Origin of the sequence: Albidovulum litorale, assembly GCF_025751495.1 — a bacterium.
In the GTDB taxonomy this organism is placed as follows: Bacteria; Pseudomonadota; Alphaproteobacteria; order Rhodobacterales; family Rhodobacteraceae; genus Albidovulum; species Albidovulum litorale.
The window spans coordinates 959,676-975,466 of sequence record NZ_JAOWKZ010000002.1 but is presented as its reverse complement, the minus strand read 5'-3'; the positions used below and the strand labels follow the sequence as shown (position 1 = coordinate 975,466).

Sequence of the window (15,791 nt, the reverse complement as noted above, 5' to 3'; positions counted from 1 at the left end):
TAATGCACGTCGTCTTCCGCGAAAGCCATGGGCTGGAGGAAACGGACACCCCGTTCGACCTGGGTCAGGACCCGGCCGAACTGGTGGTGCTGTCGTTTTCCGACAGCGACCTTGGCGCTTTCGCGGCGGGCTGGCATCGGGCGGCGGGCGGTCTGCCGACCGTGCGGCTGGCGAACCTCGTGGCGCTGCGGCATCCCCTGTCGGTCGACACCTATGTCGAACAGACACTGTCGGGCGCAAAAGGCATCCTCATCCGCCTGATCGGGGGCGAAAGCTACTGGCCCTACGGGCTTGCACAGGTGCAGGACCTTGCCCGCAGGAACGGCATCGCGCTGGCGATACTGCCTGCCGACGGGCGCGAGGATGCGCGGCTGGACGCGCTTTCTACCCTGCCGAAATCGACCCTGCGCCGCCTGCAGGCGCTCTGTGACGCGGGCGGTGCCGTGGCCGCGCAGGCGGCGCTTCAGCAGATGGCGCTGGCGGCGGGCCTTTATGCCGGGCCGGTCATTGGCGACAAGACGGTGCCCGGTTTCGGGTGGTATCTGCCCGGCAAAGGCGTCGCGCCCGCGCCCGAAGTATCCGACCAACCGCTTGCCGTCGTGACCTTCTACCGCTCCTATCTGACCTCCGCCGATACCGACCCTGTCGACGCGCTGATCGCAGCGCTGGAGAAGCGCGGTTTTGCCGCGATCGGCGCCTATGCCGCCTCGCTGAAGGACCCCGCCGCCGCTGCTTGGCTGCGGGCCGAGCTTGCCCGCCTTGCCCCCGCCGCTGTGGTCAATGCGACCGCCTTTTCGGCCAAAGGTACGGATGGTTCCGCCTCGCCCCTCGACGCAGCGGGCTGCCCGGTCTTTCAAGTCGCCCTCTCCACAGCGCGGAAGAAGGACTGGGCTGAAGCCGAGCGGGGCCTATCGCCCGCCGATCTCGCCATGCATGTCGTTTTGCCCGAGGTCGATGGCCGGATCTTCGCTGGTGTCGCGAGCTTCAAAAGCCCGGGCAAGAAAGACCCCGACCTGCAATTTTCCCGCTTCGCTCACCGCGCCGACCCGGACCGCATTGCCGCCGTGGCCGATCGCGTGGTGGGTTGGCACCGCCTTTCGACCACGCCCGCGCCTGACCGCAGTGTCGCGCTGGTCCTTTCCACCTATCCCGGCAAGACGCATCAGTTGGCCCATGCCGTGGGCCTCGACGCGCTGGCCTCGGCGGAAGGCATCCTTGCGGCCCTTGCCGACGGAAACCATTATGTGAAAGTGGGCGAGAACCTCGGTCATTCCCTGACGGCGGAAACACTGGAATGGCCCGTTTCTGCCTATACAGACACTGTTTCGACCCTTTCTGCCCCGCTAAAAGATGCCCTATTCGCCGCCTGGGGTGATCCTGCGACCGACCCTTCGGTCACGGATGGCCATTTCCGTTTTCACGCGATCCGGCGGAGCAAGGCCATCGTCGCCCTGCAACCCGAACGCGGCGAGGCCACAACCCGGGGCGACGATTACCATGACCTGAGCCGAACCCCGCGCCATGCCTATGTCGCCTTCTACCTCTGGCTCCGGTCGCAGGGGCTGCACGCGCTGATCCATATCGGCGCGCATGGGACGCTCGAATGGCTGCCGGGCAAGTCGGTGGCGCTCTCGGCCGAGTGCTGGCCCGAGGCGCTGACCGGCCCCCTGCCGGTCATCTACCCCTTCATCGTCAACGACCCCGGCGAGGCCGCGCAGGCCAAGCGCCGCATCGGCGCCGTCACTATCGGCCACCTGCCGCCGCCTCTGGTGGAGAGCAACCTGCCCGAGGACCTGAACCGCCTCGAACGCCTGCTCGACGAATACTCCACCGCCGACGGGCTTGATCCCGCCCGCCGCGACCGGCTGATTGCAGCGATCCGCGAGGAGGCACGCGGGCACGGGGTGGAGGACGACCTTGGCATTTCCCAAGATGCCTCCCCCGCCGAGGCGATCACCCGCATCGATCGCTTCGTCTGCGACATCAAGGAAAGCCAGTATGGCGACGGTCTGCATATCTTCGGCACCGGCCAGTGCGGGGTTGAGGAACGTGCCGGGCTGCTGGCGGCGCTAAACGGCAAACGGGTGGAGGCTGGTCCCTCCGGCTCGCCCTTCCGCGGCCGCTCCGATGTGCTGCCGACGGGCCGCAACCTCTTCACCACCGATCCCCGCGCCGTGCCGTCGCGCGCCGCCCATGCGCAGGGCGTGAAGCTGGCCGAGGAACTTCTGCGCCGCCACCTGCAGGATCACGGCGACTGGCCGAAATCCTTGGTCATCGACCTCTGGGGCTCGGCCACGATGCGCACGGCGGGCGAGGAATTCGCGATGGCCCTGCACCTCGCGGGCCTCTCCCCGAAATGGGACGAAGGGTCCGAGCGTGTTTCGGGCTTCGAGGTGATCCCCCTCGCCCTGCTCCGCCGGCCCCGGATCGACGTGACCTTGCGCGTTTCGGGCCTGTTCAGAGACGTTTTTCCAGGGCTTGCCCAGCTTTTCGAAGCCGCCGCAAGGGCCTTGGCGGAGCGCGAGGAAGCGCCCGAGGACAATCCATACCTGCGCGCGTCTCCGCGTGTTTTCGGACCGAAGCCCGGCCTCTACGGTGTCGCGATGGGCGAGGCGATTGAGGATTACGGGCCCGACGGCCAGAGGGCCGCAGGTGAGGCTTGGCTTTCAGGCTCTGAATGGGCCATCGACGCCTCCGGGGCTTCCCATCCCGCCCGCGCGGCGCTGGAAGAGCAGGTGAAGGGCGCCGACGGCTTCGTCCACATTCAGGATTTGGCCGAGACCGACCTGCTCTTAGCCTCCGACTATGCCGCGCATGAGGGTGGCTTTGCCGCTGCTGTCGCACGACTTGGCGGCGAAGCGCCCGCGCTCTACCACCTCGACGCGACCCGCCCCGACGCGCCTCGCGCAAGGACGCTTTGCGAGGAGATCGGCCGCGTCGTCCGCGCCCGCGCCGCAAACCCGAACTGGGCCGACGGCATGATGCGCCATGGCTTCCGCGGTGCCGCCGAGATCGCGGCAACGCTCGACCACATGGCGGCCTTTGCCCATCTCGCCCGCGCGGTGCCCCCGCATCTTTTCGACCTCTATCATGAGGCGACTTTGGGCCGGGATCAGGTCGTGGCCTTCATGCAGGCGGAAAACCCCGCCGCCCTTCAGGCCATGCGCGACCGCTTCGCGGCGCTTCGCGATGCGGGGCTCTGGATCACCCGGCGCAACTCCATCGCGATGGAGGCGGGGCAATGAGCGATCCGGTCATCAAAGGTTGGTGCCCCGGCGCGCTGCGTCCAATGATGTCGGGTGACGGCCTCGTCGTCCGCGTCCGGCCCCGTGGCGGTCGGCTTACGCCCACGCAGGCGAAGGGCATCGCTGACCTGTCGGCGCAGCACGGCAACGGGCTCATCGACCTTTCGGCCCGCGCCAATGTCCAGCTTCGCGGCGTGACCGAGACGGATCACGGCCCGCTCATCGACGGCCTGTCCGTCCTCGGTCTCATCGACGCGTCGACCGAGGCCGAAAGCCGTCGCAATGTCGTGGTCACGCCGTTTTGGCGCGATGGCGACGGGGTGCAGGACGTTGTGCGTTCGCTCACCGGGGCGCTGAGCCATCCGGATGCCCCAGCGACACCGGGCAAGTTTGGCTATGCCGTCGATTGCGGCGCCGAGCCGGTCCTCTCGGAGACCTCCGCCGATATCCGTATCGAACGTGGCCCGGGCGATGCCCTACTGATCCGCGCAGATGGCGCGGCAACCGGAGCGACCGCGACGCCGTCAACTGCCGCCGGGCTTGCCATTGACCTCGCCCGGTGGTTCCTAAAAACTGGCGGCGCGCCCGAAGGTCGCGGGCGCATGGCGGCGCATCTGGCGCGTGGCGCACGCCTGCCGGACGTGTTTACCGAGATTCCTGCCCTGCCGCGATCAAGCGCCCCGGCCTCCGCGCCGGGACCTCTGCCACTGGGCTTTCTCGTCGGCTTCGAATTCGGCCAGATCACGGCTGAAACCATGTCTATCCTTGCAGAAAACGGTCCCTTGCGGATCACGCCGTGGCGCATGATCCTGATCGAGGGCGCAACCACCCTGCCCGCCATTCCCGGCCTGATCACCGACCCAGTCGACCCGATGCTGCGCGTGACCGCCTGCACCGGCGCGCCCGGCTGTCCGCAGGCGCTGATCGCGACGCGACCGCTGGCGCGGGCGCTTTGCGCATCGCTGGCGCCCGGTGCGCGGCTCCATGTCTCCGGTTGTGCCAAGGGCTGCGCCCATCCCGGGCCTGCGCCCCTGACGCTCACCGGCCGCAGCGACGGCACCGTCGACCTCATCCGGAACGGTACTGCCGCCGATTTGCCTTCGCGGACCGGGCTTTCGCCCGTGACGCTTTCCGCCAATCCCGCCCTTCTGACCGAGACCGAAGATGCCCCATAGCTACCAGACCGACGGCGCCGCGATTTACCTCGAAAGCTTCGCCACCATCCGCGCCGAGGCAAACCTCGCCCGCTTCACGCCGGAGGAAGAGGTCGTCGTCGTCCGCATGATCCATGCCGCCGGGATGGTGGGGCTGGAGGAACATGTCCGCTTCTCCCCCGGTATGGCGATCGCCGCCCGTGCAGCGCTCGAGACCGGTGCGCCAATCCTTTGCGACGCGCGCATGGTCAGCGAGGGGATCACCCGGGCAAGACTGCCTGCCAACAACGAGGTGATCTGCACCCTGCAGGACCCGCGCGTCCCCGGTATGGCGAAGGAGATGGGCAACACCCGCTCCGCCGCCGCGCTGGAGCTGTGGCGGCCGCATCTGGAAGGGGCCGTTGTCGCCATCGGCAACGCGCCGACCGCGCTTTTCCACCTCCTCAACATGCTCGAGGACCCGGCCTGCCCGCGCCCGGCGGCGATCATTGGCTGCCCGGTGGGCTTTGTCGGTGCCGCCGAGTCGAAGGACGCGCTGATGGAAGACCTGCCGGTGCCCTCGGTCATCGTGAAGGGCCGTCTTGGCGGCTCGGCGATCACTGTCGCCGCGGTCAACGCGCTCGCCAGCCGGAAGGAGTGATCATGGGAAAGGTCATCTGCACCGGCCTCGGCCCCGGCGATCCCGATCTGATGAGCGTCAAGTCAGACAGGCTGGTGCGTTCCTCGACCCATATCGCCTATTTCCGCAAGGCGGGGTACGAGGGGCAAGCGCGCAGGATCGTAAACGGCATGCTGCGCGCAGATGCCATCGAGTACCCGATGGAATACCCGGTCACGACCGAGATCCATTTCTCCGATCCCGAATACAACCGTGTGATGGCGGACTTCTACGAGGTCTGGGCGGAAAAACTGGCCCATTTGGCCGAAACAGAGACTGTTTTGGTGCTCTGCGAGGGCGATCCGTTCTTTTACGGCAGCTTCATGCATCTTTATACGCGGCTTCGCGAGCGCTGTGCTGTCGAGGTCGTTCCCGGTATCACAGGCATGTCCGGTTGCTGGACCGCAACGGGCCAGCCGATCACGTGGGGCGACGATGTGCTGACCGTTGTGACGGCGACGATTGAGGAGGAGGAACTCACCCGCCGCATCCGCGATACCGATGCGCTGGTCGTGATGAAGATCGGTCGCAATCTGGAAAAGCTGAAGCGTTGCCTGACGGCGGCGGGGCGGCTCGATACGGCATGGCTGGTGGAACGCGGCACGATGACGGATCAGAAGGTCCACCGGATCAGCGAAGCGCCCGCCCAGGTGCCCTATTTCTCCATCGCCGTGGTGCATGGGCAGGGGCGGCGGCCATGACGGGCTGGATCGCGGTTGCGGGCCTTGGCCCCGGGGACGATGCGCTGGTGACAGACGAGGTGCGCGCGGCTTTGGCCGAGGCCACGGATGTCGTGGGCTACATCCCCTACGTCGCCCGCGTCGCCCCGCGCGAGGGGCTGACCCTACACCCTTCCGACAACCGGGTGGAACTGGACCGCGCGGGACACGCGCTCGACATGGCGGCCAAGGGCCGCCAGGTGGTGATCGTCTCCTCCGGCGATCCCGGCGTCTTTGCCATGGCCTCGGCTTTGTTCGAGGCATTGGAGGCAAGGCCAGACGCGCAGGATTACGACATCCGCATCCTGCCCGGCATCACCGCAATGCTGGCCGCCGCCGCGCGGCTTGGCGCGCCCTTGGGGCATGATTTCTGCGCGATCAACCTGTCGGACAATCTCAAGCCTTGGGAACTGGTGGAACATCGTCTGAAACTGGCGGCGCAGGCCGGTTTCGCCATGGCCTTCTACAACCCGCGCTCCAAAAGCCGCCCGCATCAATTCGCCCGCGCGCTGGAGATCCTGCGCGAGGAGGCAGGGCCGGAGACACTGGTTTCATTCGCCCGCGCGGTGACGACGCCGGAGGAGGTGCTGAACACGGTGACGCTCGGCGAGGCGACGCCCGACATGGCCGACATGCGCACCGTCGTAATCGTCGGCAACCGCGATACCCGCCGGATCGGGCGCTTCGTCTATACGCCGAGGTCGGCGCGGTGAGCGAGAAACGCCATAACCTCGGCCACGCTATGGGCAATGCGGCGCGGAGGCAGAGCCGGCCGGTCGATCAGGATCACCGGAATCCTGAGGCTTCGGGCGGCATCCAGTTTCGCCCGCGCACCGGTGCCGCCGGAATTCTTGGCGACTATGAGGTTCACACGGCGGGATTTCAGAAGTTTCCGGTCGCCCTCCTCCGTGAAAGGGCCGCGCGCGATCACCGCCTCGGCGTCCGGCAGCGGCAGCCTGCCCTGCGGCGCATCGACCAGCCTCAGAATGTAGTGATGCCAGGGCTTCGCGGCGAAGGCCGTCAGGTTCTGGCGACCGATGGCAAGGAAGATGCAAGCGGGTTCCTCGGGCAAAGCCGCGACAGCAGTGGCGAGGTCGGGGACATGAGTCCAGTCATCGCTTTCGCCTGCCTCCCAAGGCGAGCGCTCATAGGCGCAAAGCGGCGTATTCGTGTCTGCACAGGCGGAAATTGCATTCCGGCTCATCTGGGCCGCGAAGGGATGGGTCGCATCCACCACATGGGTTATGCTTTCGGCGCTCAGATATGCGGCAAGGCCATCGGCACCACCGAAACCGCCGATGCGGGTCGGCAGGGGTTGTTCCACGGGGGCGTCGGTGCGCCCGGCATAGGAAAAGACGGCATCAACGCCCTGGGCCGCGAAGTGGCGGGCAAGCTGGCTTGCCTCACTGGTGCCGCCGAGAAGAAGGACGCGTGTCATGGCTGATCCCTGGCTGACGATCATTGGTCTGGGCGCAGATGGTCATGCCGGGCTTTCGGATGCAAGCCGTGAGGCGCTGGAGGCGGCCGAAATCGTTTTTGGCGGCCCAAGGCATCTGGAGCTTGTGGCGGCCGGGGCACGGGGCCGGGAATGGCCGGTGCCGTTCAGGATCGACCCTGTTCTGGCGGAAAAGGGCCGCAAGGTCGTAGTTCTGGCCTCGGGTGATCCGTTCTGGTTCGGGGCGGGCGGGTCGCTGTCGGTGCATCTTTCGCCCGGCGATTGGGTGTCGCATCCCGCGCCCTCGACCTTTGCGCTCGCTGCCTCGCGGCTTGGCTGGCGGCTGGAAGAAACCTTGTGCCTCGGCCTGCACGCGGCCCCGTTCGAGCGACTGGTGCCAGTACTGGCGCGAGGGGTTCGGGCAATCTGCCTTGTCCGCGACGGGGCGGCGGTTATCGCGCTGGCCGAATGGCTAGTGGCGAAGGGCTTTGGCCCGTCGAACCTGACGGTATTGGAATCACTCGGCGGGCCGTCGGAACGTATTCGCCGTGCTGAGGCGGGCGGCTTCGACATAAACGATGCCGCCTATCCGGCCGCGGTCGCGATTACCGCGAACGGTGCGCCGGGCCTGCCGCGCGCCGCCGGTCTGCCGGATGATCTCTTCGTCTCGGACGGGGTGATGACCAAGCGGTCCGTGCGGGCGCTAACACTGTCGGCACTGGCACCACGCCCCGGCGAGGTGCTGTGGGATCTGGGCGCGGGCTCGGGTTCCATCTCGGTCGAATGGTGCCTCTCGGCGCAGGGGACGAGCGCGCAGGCGGTCGAAAGCCGGGCCGACCGGGCGGCGAATGTGCGGGAGAATGCCGCCGCATTCGGGATGGCGCATCGGCTGAGTGTGACCGAGGCGGACTGGGCCGGGGCGCTGGAGAGTCTGCCGGTGCCGGATGCAGTCTTTATCGGCGGGGGTGCGAATTCTGCTGGAATAGAGTCTGTCTGGGCGGCGATGCCCGAAGGCGCGCGGCTCGTCGTCAATGCGGTGACGATCGAATGCGAAGAGCTGCTGGCGCGGTGTCATGCGAAACGGGGCGGCGGCCTGATGCGGATCGAGATTGCCAGTGCAGCGCCCCTGGGCCGGATGCGCGGCTGGGAACCGGCGCGGCCCGTGGTGCAGTGGAGCGTGGTGAAATGAGGGTCGCGGGGATCGGCTTTCGCGCGGCAGCGACAGTGGCGTCGCTTCTGGACGCGCTGGAGCGCGCGGGCGGCGGGGCAGAGCTGCTGGCAAGTGCTTCTGCAAAGGCGGACGCGCCGGTGGCAAAGGCTTTGGCCGCCGAACTGGGGCTTGTGATCTGCGGGTTCGGGCGCGAGGCGCTGGCCGCGCAGGCGGTGCTGACGCAATCGGCGAAGGTGGCCGAACGCTTTGGCACGGGATCGGTGGCAGAGGCGGCGGCTCTGGCTGCGGCCGGGCCGGGGGCGCGGCTTCTGGGGCCGCGTGTGGTATCGGGCGACGGGCTGGCCACAGCCGCCATTGCGATTGGGAGAAACGAATGACAGTGCATTTCATCGGCGCCGGACCGGGCGCCCCCGACCTTCTGACATTGCGTGGCCGCGACCTGATCGCGTCATGCCCGGTCTGCCTTTATGCCGGATCGCTGGTGCCCGAGGCGGTGCTGGGCCATTGCCCCGATGGCGCGAAGATCGTCAACACCGCACCCCTGTCGCTGGATGAGATCATCGCCGAGATCCAAACTGCGCATGAAGCGGGGCAGGATGTGGCGCGACTTCATTCCGGCGATCTCTCGGTCTGGTCGGCGATGGGCGAGCAGCTTCGCCGTCTGCGCGAATTGGGCATTCCCTATGACGTGACGCCGGGCGTGCCCTCCTTCGCCGCTGGCGCGGCGGCTTTGGGCGCGGAACTGACCCTGCCGGGCGTGGTGCAGTCGGTCGTGCTGACCCGGACCTCGGGCCGGGCGACCTCTATGCCACCGGGCGAGACGCTGGAAAACTTCGCCCGGACTGGTGCGGTACTGGCGATCCATCTTTCGGTTCATGTGCTGGAGAAGGTGGTGGCAGAGCTGACCCCGCATTACGGCGCCGATTGCCCCGTTGCCGTGATCTGGCGCGCGAGCTGGCCCGACCAGCGCGTCGTTCGGGCGACGCTGGAGACGCTGGAGACGGCGGTAGGGGCCGAGATGGAGCGCACCGCGCTGATCTTCGTCGGCCGCTCCATCGGGGCCGAGGAGTTTGACGAAAGCAGGCTCTATGCAGGCGATTATGACCGCCGTTACCGGCCCGTGGGCACTCATCCGAGGTTCCCGGAACCGCAATGATCCCGCCGGGTCTCATCATCTCGGCTCCCGCCTCGGGCACCGGTAAAACGACCCTGATGCTGGGGCTTCTTGGGGCGTTCAGGGCTTCGCAGCTTGCGGTCCAGCCGTTCAAGTCGGGTCCCGATTATATTGACCCGGCTTTTCACCTCGCAGCCTCACGGCGGTTTTCGGTGAACCTCGATACTTGGGCAATGGGCGAGAACCAGATCGCCGGGCTGATCAGGGCGGCTGAACAGGCCGATCTGGTGTTGGCCGAAGGCTCGATGGGGCTTTTTGACGGAGTGGCGCAGGCGGGAGAGGCCGGCACAGGAGCCTCGGCGGATCTCTCGGCTTTAACCGGCTGGCCAGTCGTGCTGGTTCTGGATGTGTCGGGTCAGGCGCAATCGGCAGCGGCGGTGGCGCAGGGATTTGCGACGATGCGGCCAGATGTAAAAGTTGCGGGCGTGGTTCTGAACCGCGTTGCCTCTCCCCGGCATGAGGCTTTGGTGCGGGTGGGAATGGAGGCCGCCGGTATCCGTGTATTCGGTGCCCTTCCGCGACGCGCTTCGATCGAGGTGCCCGAGCGGCATCTGGGACTGGTGCAGGCCGAAGAGACACCGGAACTGGACCGGATCATCGCCGATGCGGCGGAATTCGTCGCGGCGCATGTCGATCTCGATGCGGTGCGGGCGGCGGCGGGGGCGACGCGGCTTTCGCCGTCCGGCCCGGTCGCGGTAGTGCCGCCCGGCCAGCGCATAGCACTTGCCCGCGATGCCGCCTTTTCCTTTGTCTACCCGCATCTTCTCGATGCCTGGCGAGCGGCCGGGGCCGAGGTCCTGCCGTTCTCGCCGCTTGCCGACGAGGCGCCGGACGACAGAGCCGATTGCTGCTGGCTGCCCGGGGGGTATCCTGAGCTGCATGGTGGCAGGCTGGCATCGGCGACGCGATTCCGTCAGGGATTGCGCCGGTTTGCCGAGACACGGCCCGTCCATGGCGAATGCGGCGGTTACATGGCGATGGGGGCGGCCATCGTCGACCGCGATGGCGTGCGACACGAAATGGCCGGACTGCTCGGCCTCATCACTTCCTTTGAAAAGCGCAAGATGCATCTTGGCTACAGGCTGGCCGAACTCGCTGCGCCGCTGCCGGGGCACAGGGCCGGTGCGCGGCTACGCGGCCACGAATTTCACTACTCGACGATTCTTACCCAGCCGGATATGGCGCTGGCGCGGGTCGTCGATGCGAATGGCGATGCCGTGCCCGAGACCGGGTCGCGCCGGGGCCATGCCAGCGGCACTTTCTTTCACCTGATCGCGGAGGCGACATGACGGGGTTCGTAAGTTTCGTGTCTTCCGGGCCGGGCGATCCGGAACTTCTGACGCTGAAGGCAGTGGACCGGCTCTCGACGGCCGATGCGGTGCTGTTCGACGACCTGTCTTCAGGCCCGATCCTTGCCAAGGCGCGGGAAGGGGCGGATATGGTCGGTGTCGGCAAACGGGCGGGCCGCGCCTCGCCCAAGCAGGATCATGTGAGCCGGCTCTTGGTCGACTACGCAAAATCAGGCGCGAAGGTCGTGCGGCTGAAATCCGGCGACAGCGGGTTGTTCGGGAGGCTTGAGGAAGAGATCATCGCCTGCCGCGAGGCGGGGATCGAGTATGAGATCATCCCCGGCGTGACCTCGGCCATGGCAGCGGCGGCGGCGGCGGGCATTCCGCTGACCCGGCGGCTGACAGCGCGGCGGGTGCAGTTTGTGACCGGCCATGACGTGACCGGCGCGCTGCCGGAGGATCTGAACCTTGCAGCCCTTGCCGATCCCACCGCGACAACCGTGATCTTCATGGGCAAGCGAACCTTCGCGGAACTGGCGCGGCGTCTGCAGGGGGCCGGGATGTCGGCGGATACACCTGCGCTGCTGGCTGAAAGCGTCTCCACCCCCGAAGAAAAGCTGGTGCGTGGAACGCTCGGGGCGATGGAGCAACTCATCGCTGAAGAGGCGGCTGATGGTCCGGCGCTGATTCTGCTCGGCCCCCTAGCCGAGGGTCGATGAGCGGCGTCACCGTCACCGTTTGCCGGTCCTGTCCGGCGGGGCAGGACGGGCTGGCCGCACAGTTGCGTGCGGCTGTCGGTGATGATGCGGATCTGCGCGAGGTCGAATGCATGTCGGGCTGCACGCGGCCCTCGACGGTGGCATTCCGGGCAGAGGGCAAGACGGCATATCTCTTTGGAGACATAACCAAGGTGGATATCCCGAATCTGACCATCTTTCTTCGGCTTTACTCTGCATCGCCTGACGGAACTTTTGCTGATGCTCGCCCGCTCGGGTCGCTCAGGGAAAAGGCGATCGCGCGCATTCCGGGTTGAAAGGTCGCAATCCGAACCCTTCATGGCGTTAATCCGCCTTGACCGGACGGCATGCTTGCTGGCACATGGGATATGCATGGTGTCCGACAGGCGCAAAGCGTCCGGACCGAAACGGGAATGGGGAAGGGTGGACCAAAGGCGGCACCCAAAGCCCCAACCGCCCCCGCGACTGTGAGCGGCGAGCGGCTTTCCAACGGCCACTGGAGTTATATCCGGGAAGGCGGAAAGCTGTGACGACCCGCAAGTCAGGAGACCGGCCATGCGTGAAGGTAACGCGAGAGCCGTCGGGTGTGACGGCAAGGAGAAAACGATGAACGCGCTGAACCAAACCGCCGCCAAGACCTCTACCGGTCTGATGTCCATTCTGTTCGTGGCCCTGATCGGCGCCACCGTGATGTTCGTCGCGGGCCATGCCCAGTCGGCGACGCTGCACGACGCCGCGCATGACATGCGCCACGCGACCGGGTTCCCCTGCCACTAAGGCGGGCTGACGGTCCACTGATGATTCAACGTATGCTGGCCGGCGGGCTGATCGCCGGCTTTGCAGCGGGGTTGCTTGGCGCCCTGCTGCATTTCGCATTCGTGCAGGAGCTGATCCTTCTGGGCGAAGAATATGAAACAGGTGCGCTGGTGCATTTCGCCGGGGTTGGCGAAGGTGCGGCCGAAGCAAGCCAGGACCACGCAGAAGGTGAGGCTGCACAGGGGCACGGCGACGAAGAAGACGGTGGCTCGGCCCTGACGCGCAACGGGCTCACGGTACTGTTTACCGGCCTGATCTATGCGGGCTATGGTCTGCTTTTGGTCGCGGGCTTTGCGCTGGCCGAGCATTTCGGTCGCCGTGTTGAGGCGCGTGATGGTGTGCTCTGGGGGCTTGCGGGCTTTGCCGCCCTGCAACTGGTCCCGGCCATGGGCCTTGCGCCTGAACTGCCGGGGTCGGTCGCCGCCGATCTGGCGGATCGCCAGATCTGGTGGTTCGGGACGGCTCTGGCAACCGCGACGGGGCTTGCTGCGCTCGCCTTCGGACGGGGAGTCATGCCCGCCGTTATCGGTGGCGCGCTTCTGGCAGCGCCGCATGTGATCGGCGCGCCGCTTCCGGAAGGCTTCCATGGCGTCGCCCCGCCGGAAGTGGCGGGCGAGTTCTCGGCCCGTGTCCTTGGGGTCGGGTTCGCAACCTGGGCCGTGCTGGGATGGCTTGCCGCCCGCCTTTGGTCGCGGGACGCATGAGATAAAAATAGACGGGGCCCCGTGCGATGGACTCGCGCGGAGCCTTCTGACATTTGGGGAATCATGATCGAGCTTCTTCTCATCGGCATTGGTACGGGCAATCCCGATCACCTGACGCTACAGGCGGTCAAGGAGCTGAATTCGGCCGATCTGATCCTCATTCCCCGAAAGGGTGAGACGAAAGAGGATCTGGCAGAACTTAGACGGTCGATCTGCGCCGAGGTTGTGACCAACCCGACAACGCGGTTCGTCGAATTCGACCTGCCGGTGCGCGACCCGGCGATTGCCGATTACCGGGCGCGGGTCAATGCCTGGCACGATGCGATCGCAGAAGTCTGGGCAGAGACTATTCAGGCGGAAATTGGCAATTCCGGTCGCGTTGCGCTGCTGGTCTGGGGCGATCCGTCGCTTTACGACAGCACGCTGAGGATTGCGGGTCGGGTCGAGAGGACCCTGCCGATGCGGATGACGGTGATCCCCGGCATCACCTCGCTTCAGGCGCTGACAGCCGCCCATGCGATCCCGATCAACGAGATTGGCGCGCCCTTTATCGTTACGACCGGGCGGCGCTTGCGGGACGAAGGCTGGCCCGATGGCGTTGATACGCTCGCGATCATGCTTGACGGTGAATGTTCATTCCAATCTATCGCACCGGAGGGTGTCGATATCTGGTGGGGCGCCTATGTGGGTATGGAAGACCAGATTATTCTGGCCGGACCACTTTCGGAAATGACCGACCAGATCATGAAATCGCGTGCAGAGGCCCGCGCCCGGCACGGATGGATCATGGATATCTATATCCTGCGACGGGGCTGACCGGTCACTTCCTGTGGATTGTGTCGCCGGGTTCAAGCACCGGCGTCAGCTCGACCCGCTCCCCCCCGACCAACCCGGTTTCCGACCGGCCTGCGACGATGGCCGCAGCACGGCGACCGATTTCATGACGGCAGGCATCCATTGTCGCAAGTTTACGCGGCAGACCTTCCAAGAGATCGACCCCGTTGAAGCCCGCCAACCCGATCTGGCCCGGGACGTCTATGCCCTTTTCCAGACAGTAAAGCAGCCCGCCTGCCCCGATCATATCGTTCGAATAATAGATGAAATCGAGGTCTGGATTACGCGCAAGGATCGCCTCGGTCATCTCACGACCCTTTTGCAGGGCAGAGCCGCCCGAATAGAATTCCCTGTCGGTCAGTTCGATCCCTGCCTCTGCCAGCCCGGCCTCAAACCCTTCAAGCCGTTTCCGCGCCCGGTGGTCGTAGGGCATCTTGGTGCCAAGAAACCCGATCTTGCGGTAGCCTTCTTTGACGATGGCGCGGGCCATCTCAAGCCCCGCGCGCTTATGCGAGATACCGACGACGGAATCGACCGGAGTGCCGTCGACATCCATGATCTCGACAATCGGGATACCGGCATTTTCCAGCATCGCACGGGCGGCATCGGTATGCTCCAGACCGGCCACGATCACACCGGTCGGGCGCCACGAAAGCATCTCATAGAGCACCGCCTCTTCCTTCTCGGCGGAATAGTTGGTGACGCCGAATACCGGTTGCAGGCCGGTTTCTTCCAGTTCCGCCGAAATACCGCTGAGGACATCGGGAAAGACGAGGTTCGACAGCGACGGGATGATCACCGCAACGAGGTTCACACGCTGCGAGGCAAGCGCGCCCGCGATCTTGTTCGGCACGTAGCCGAGCGCCTTGGCGGCCTCCAGCACCTTTTCCCGCGTGGCGGGTGACACGTCCCCGCGATTGCGCAGCACCCGGCTGACGGTCATTTCGGATACCCCGGACGCCTCGGACACATCGCGCAAGGTCAAGGTTCTGCGTGGTTCAGCCAGGCCGTTATTGGTCACCAGATATCCCCGGAATATTTGCCTTGTTCCTGATTAGCGTCAAAGAATCCGGTTGTCCAAGCAAACGCGCGCAGCGGCATTTAGCGCTAACCATCGACAGTCCATTCGTGCCGCACCTGAATGGTCGCGCGGATGGCTGGTCAACAACACGTCTTGAAATTGACCCCCGCCACGCAACACCTTAGAACCGTTGTAATCTTGACGAGGGGACGCCTATGGCCGAGGACGAATTTGCCGATCTGGGATCGGACAGAACATTGCTTCTGGTCGACGACGATGCCCCTTTCGTAAACCGGCTGGCGCGCGCGATGGAAAAGCGCGGCTTTCTGCCTGAAACCGCCGAAAGCGTGGCCGAAGGGCGTGCCAGGGCCGAGGCCCGGCCACCCGCCTTCGCGGTTGTCGACCTTCGGCTTGGCGATGGCAACGGGCTCGATGTCGTTGAAATCCTTCGCGAACGACGGCCCGATTGCCGCGTCGTGGTGCTGACCGGGTATGGCGCCATCGCGACTGCTGTCGCCGCGGTTAAAATCGGAGCGGTGGATTACCTGTCGAAACCCGCCGATGCCGACGATGTCATGAATGCCCTGTTGTCGCGTGACGATATGCTGCCACCGCCGCCGGAAAACCCCATGTCGGCCGATCGCGTCCGGTGGGAGCATATTCAAAGGGTTTACGAGTTGTGCGACCGCAATATCTCGGAAACTGCGCGCAGGCTGAGCATGCACCGCCGGACGTTGCAGCGGATATTGGCGAAACGTAGCCCAAAATAACTGCAAAACATTAAAAATACACAGAGCCCCTTGCATCGTCGTGTGCACGGGTTTTATCTGGCCG

Annotated in this window: 17 protein-coding genes and 1 riboswitch; of the genes, 15 read left to right on the top strand and 2 right to left on the bottom strand. The window is 65.8% G+C overall.

Translation table 11 applies throughout. The features are described 5' to 3' along the window. Nucleotides 1–2 precede the first annotated feature (2 nt). The 5 genes from cobN to cobJ are packed head-to-tail and all read left to right on the top strand — an operon-like array spanning nucleotide 3 to nucleotide 6,489. Nucleotides 3–3,245 carry a cobaltochelatase subunit CobN gene (gene cobN / locus OEZ71_RS10680; RefSeq protein WP_263739930.1) on the top strand — a complete coding sequence of 1,081 codons (3,243 nt, stop codon included), beginning with the start codon at nucleotides 3–5 and terminating at the stop codon, nucleotides 3,243–3,245. Further along, nucleotides 3,242–4,420 (top strand): precorrin-3B synthase, encoded by a 1,179-nt coding sequence (gene cobG, locus OEZ71_RS10675; protein ID WP_263739929.1) that lies wholly within the window; start codon nucleotides 3,242–3,244, stop codon nucleotides 4,418–4,420. Before cobN ends, cobG begins: the two co-directional genes overlap by 4 nt. Then, a complete protein-coding gene (locus OEZ71_RS10670; protein ID WP_263739928.1) occupies nucleotides 4,410–5,039 on the top strand; it encodes a precorrin-8X methylmutase in 630 nt (209 codons plus the stop codon). Before cobG ends, OEZ71_RS10670 begins: the two co-directional genes overlap by 11 nt. A gap of 2 nt (nucleotides 5,040–5,041) precedes the next feature. Beyond that, a complete protein-coding gene (locus OEZ71_RS10665; RefSeq protein ID WP_263739927.1) occupies nucleotides 5,042–5,758 on the top strand; it encodes a precorrin-2 C(20)-methyltransferase in 717 nt (238 codons plus the stop codon). Further along, a complete protein-coding gene (gene cobJ / locus OEZ71_RS10660; protein ID WP_263739926.1) occupies nucleotides 5,755–6,489 on the top strand; it encodes a precorrin-3B C(17)-methyltransferase in 735 nt (244 codons plus the stop codon). The genes OEZ71_RS10665 and cobJ overlap by 4 nt, the downstream gene beginning before the upstream one ends. On the opposite strand, the gene OEZ71_RS10655 is transcribed toward cobJ, so the two are convergent. Beyond that, nucleotides 6,465–7,214: a cobalt-precorrin-6A reductase gene (locus tag OEZ71_RS10655; protein ID WP_263739924.1), complete on the bottom strand. Its 750-nt coding sequence runs from the start codon at nucleotides 7,212–7,214 to the stop codon at nucleotides 6,465–6,467. The two genes, cobJ and OEZ71_RS10655, sit on opposite strands and share 25 nt — an antisense overlap. On the opposite strand from OEZ71_RS10655, the gene cbiE reads away from it, so the two are divergent. The 9 genes from cbiE (at nucleotide 7,213) to cobF (ending at nucleotide 13,918) form a co-directional block, all read left to right on the top strand. After that, nucleotides 7,213–8,400, top strand: coding sequence for a precorrin-6y C5,15-methyltransferase (decarboxylating) subunit CbiE (cbiE, locus tag OEZ71_RS10650; protein ID WP_263739923.1), 1,188 nt, complete (start codon nucleotides 7,213–7,215; stop codon nucleotides 8,398–8,400). The two genes, OEZ71_RS10655 and cbiE, sit on opposite strands and share 2 nt — an antisense overlap. Further along, nucleotides 8,397–8,759 carry a cobalamin biosynthesis protein gene (locus OEZ71_RS10645; protein WP_263739922.1) on the top strand — a complete coding sequence of 121 codons (363 nt, stop codon included), beginning with the start codon at nucleotides 8,397–8,399 and terminating at the stop codon, nucleotides 8,757–8,759. The genes cbiE and OEZ71_RS10645 overlap by 4 nt, the downstream gene beginning before the upstream one ends. After that, nucleotides 8,756–9,538 carry a precorrin-4 C(11)-methyltransferase gene (cobM, locus tag OEZ71_RS10640; RefSeq protein ID WP_263739921.1) on the top strand — a complete coding sequence of 261 codons (783 nt, stop codon included), beginning with the start codon at nucleotides 8,756–8,758 and terminating at the stop codon, nucleotides 9,536–9,538. Before OEZ71_RS10645 ends, cobM begins: the two co-directional genes overlap by 4 nt. Beyond that, nucleotides 9,535–10,845 carry a cobyrinate a,c-diamide synthase gene (locus OEZ71_RS10635; protein WP_263739920.1) on the top strand — a complete coding sequence of 437 codons (1,311 nt, stop codon included), beginning with the start codon at nucleotides 9,535–9,537 and terminating at the stop codon, nucleotides 10,843–10,845. The genes cobM and OEZ71_RS10635 overlap by 4 nt, the downstream gene beginning before the upstream one ends. Then, nucleotides 10,842–11,564, top strand: a complete 723-nt coding sequence (gene cobA, locus OEZ71_RS10630; RefSeq protein ID WP_263739919.1) for a uroporphyrinogen-III C-methyltransferase — start codon at nucleotides 10,842–10,844, stop codon at nucleotides 11,562–11,564. The genes OEZ71_RS10635 and cobA overlap by 4 nt, the downstream gene beginning before the upstream one ends. Further along, the gene (locus OEZ71_RS10625) at nucleotides 11,561–11,878 is read left to right on the top strand and encodes a DUF1636 domain-containing protein (RefSeq protein WP_263739918.1); all 318 of its coding nucleotides are present in this window, start codon (nucleotides 11,561–11,563) and stop codon (nucleotides 11,876–11,878) included. Before cobA ends, OEZ71_RS10625 begins: the two co-directional genes overlap by 4 nt. A 60-nt stretch (nucleotides 11,879–11,938) precedes the next feature. After that, nucleotides 11,939–12,154, top strand: a riboswitch (cobalamin riboswitch). Between the two features lie 34 nt (nucleotides 12,155–12,188). Continuing rightward, complete coding sequence (locus OEZ71_RS10620) at nucleotides 12,189–12,359, top strand: CbtB domain-containing protein (RefSeq protein WP_263739917.1); 171 nt, start codon at nucleotides 12,189–12,191, stop codon at nucleotides 12,357–12,359. A 20-nt stretch (nucleotides 12,360–12,379) separates the two neighbouring features. After that, nucleotides 12,380–13,102 (top strand): CbtA family protein, encoded by a 723-nt coding sequence (locus OEZ71_RS10615; RefSeq protein WP_263739916.1) that lies wholly within the window; start codon nucleotides 12,380–12,382, stop codon nucleotides 13,100–13,102. A gap of 63 nt (nucleotides 13,103–13,165) precedes the next feature. Continuing rightward, nucleotides 13,166–13,918 (top strand): precorrin-6A synthase (deacetylating), encoded by a 753-nt coding sequence (cobF, locus tag OEZ71_RS10610; RefSeq protein ID WP_263739915.1) that lies wholly within the window; start codon nucleotides 13,166–13,168, stop codon nucleotides 13,916–13,918. 4 nt (nucleotides 13,919–13,922) lie between these two features. On the opposite strand, the gene OEZ71_RS10605 is transcribed toward cobF, so the two are convergent. Further along, a complete protein-coding gene (locus OEZ71_RS10605; RefSeq protein WP_263739914.1) occupies nucleotides 13,923–14,957 on the bottom strand; it encodes a LacI family DNA-binding transcriptional regulator in 1,035 nt (344 codons plus the stop codon). A 215-nt stretch (nucleotides 14,958–15,172) separates the two neighbouring features. On the opposite strand from OEZ71_RS10605, the gene OEZ71_RS10600 reads away from it, so the two are divergent. Continuing rightward, complete coding sequence (locus tag OEZ71_RS10600) at nucleotides 15,173–15,727, top strand: ActR/PrrA/RegA family redox response regulator transcription factor (RefSeq protein ID WP_263739913.1); 555 nt, start codon at nucleotides 15,173–15,175, stop codon at nucleotides 15,725–15,727. Nucleotides 15,728–15,791 lie beyond the last annotated feature (64 nt).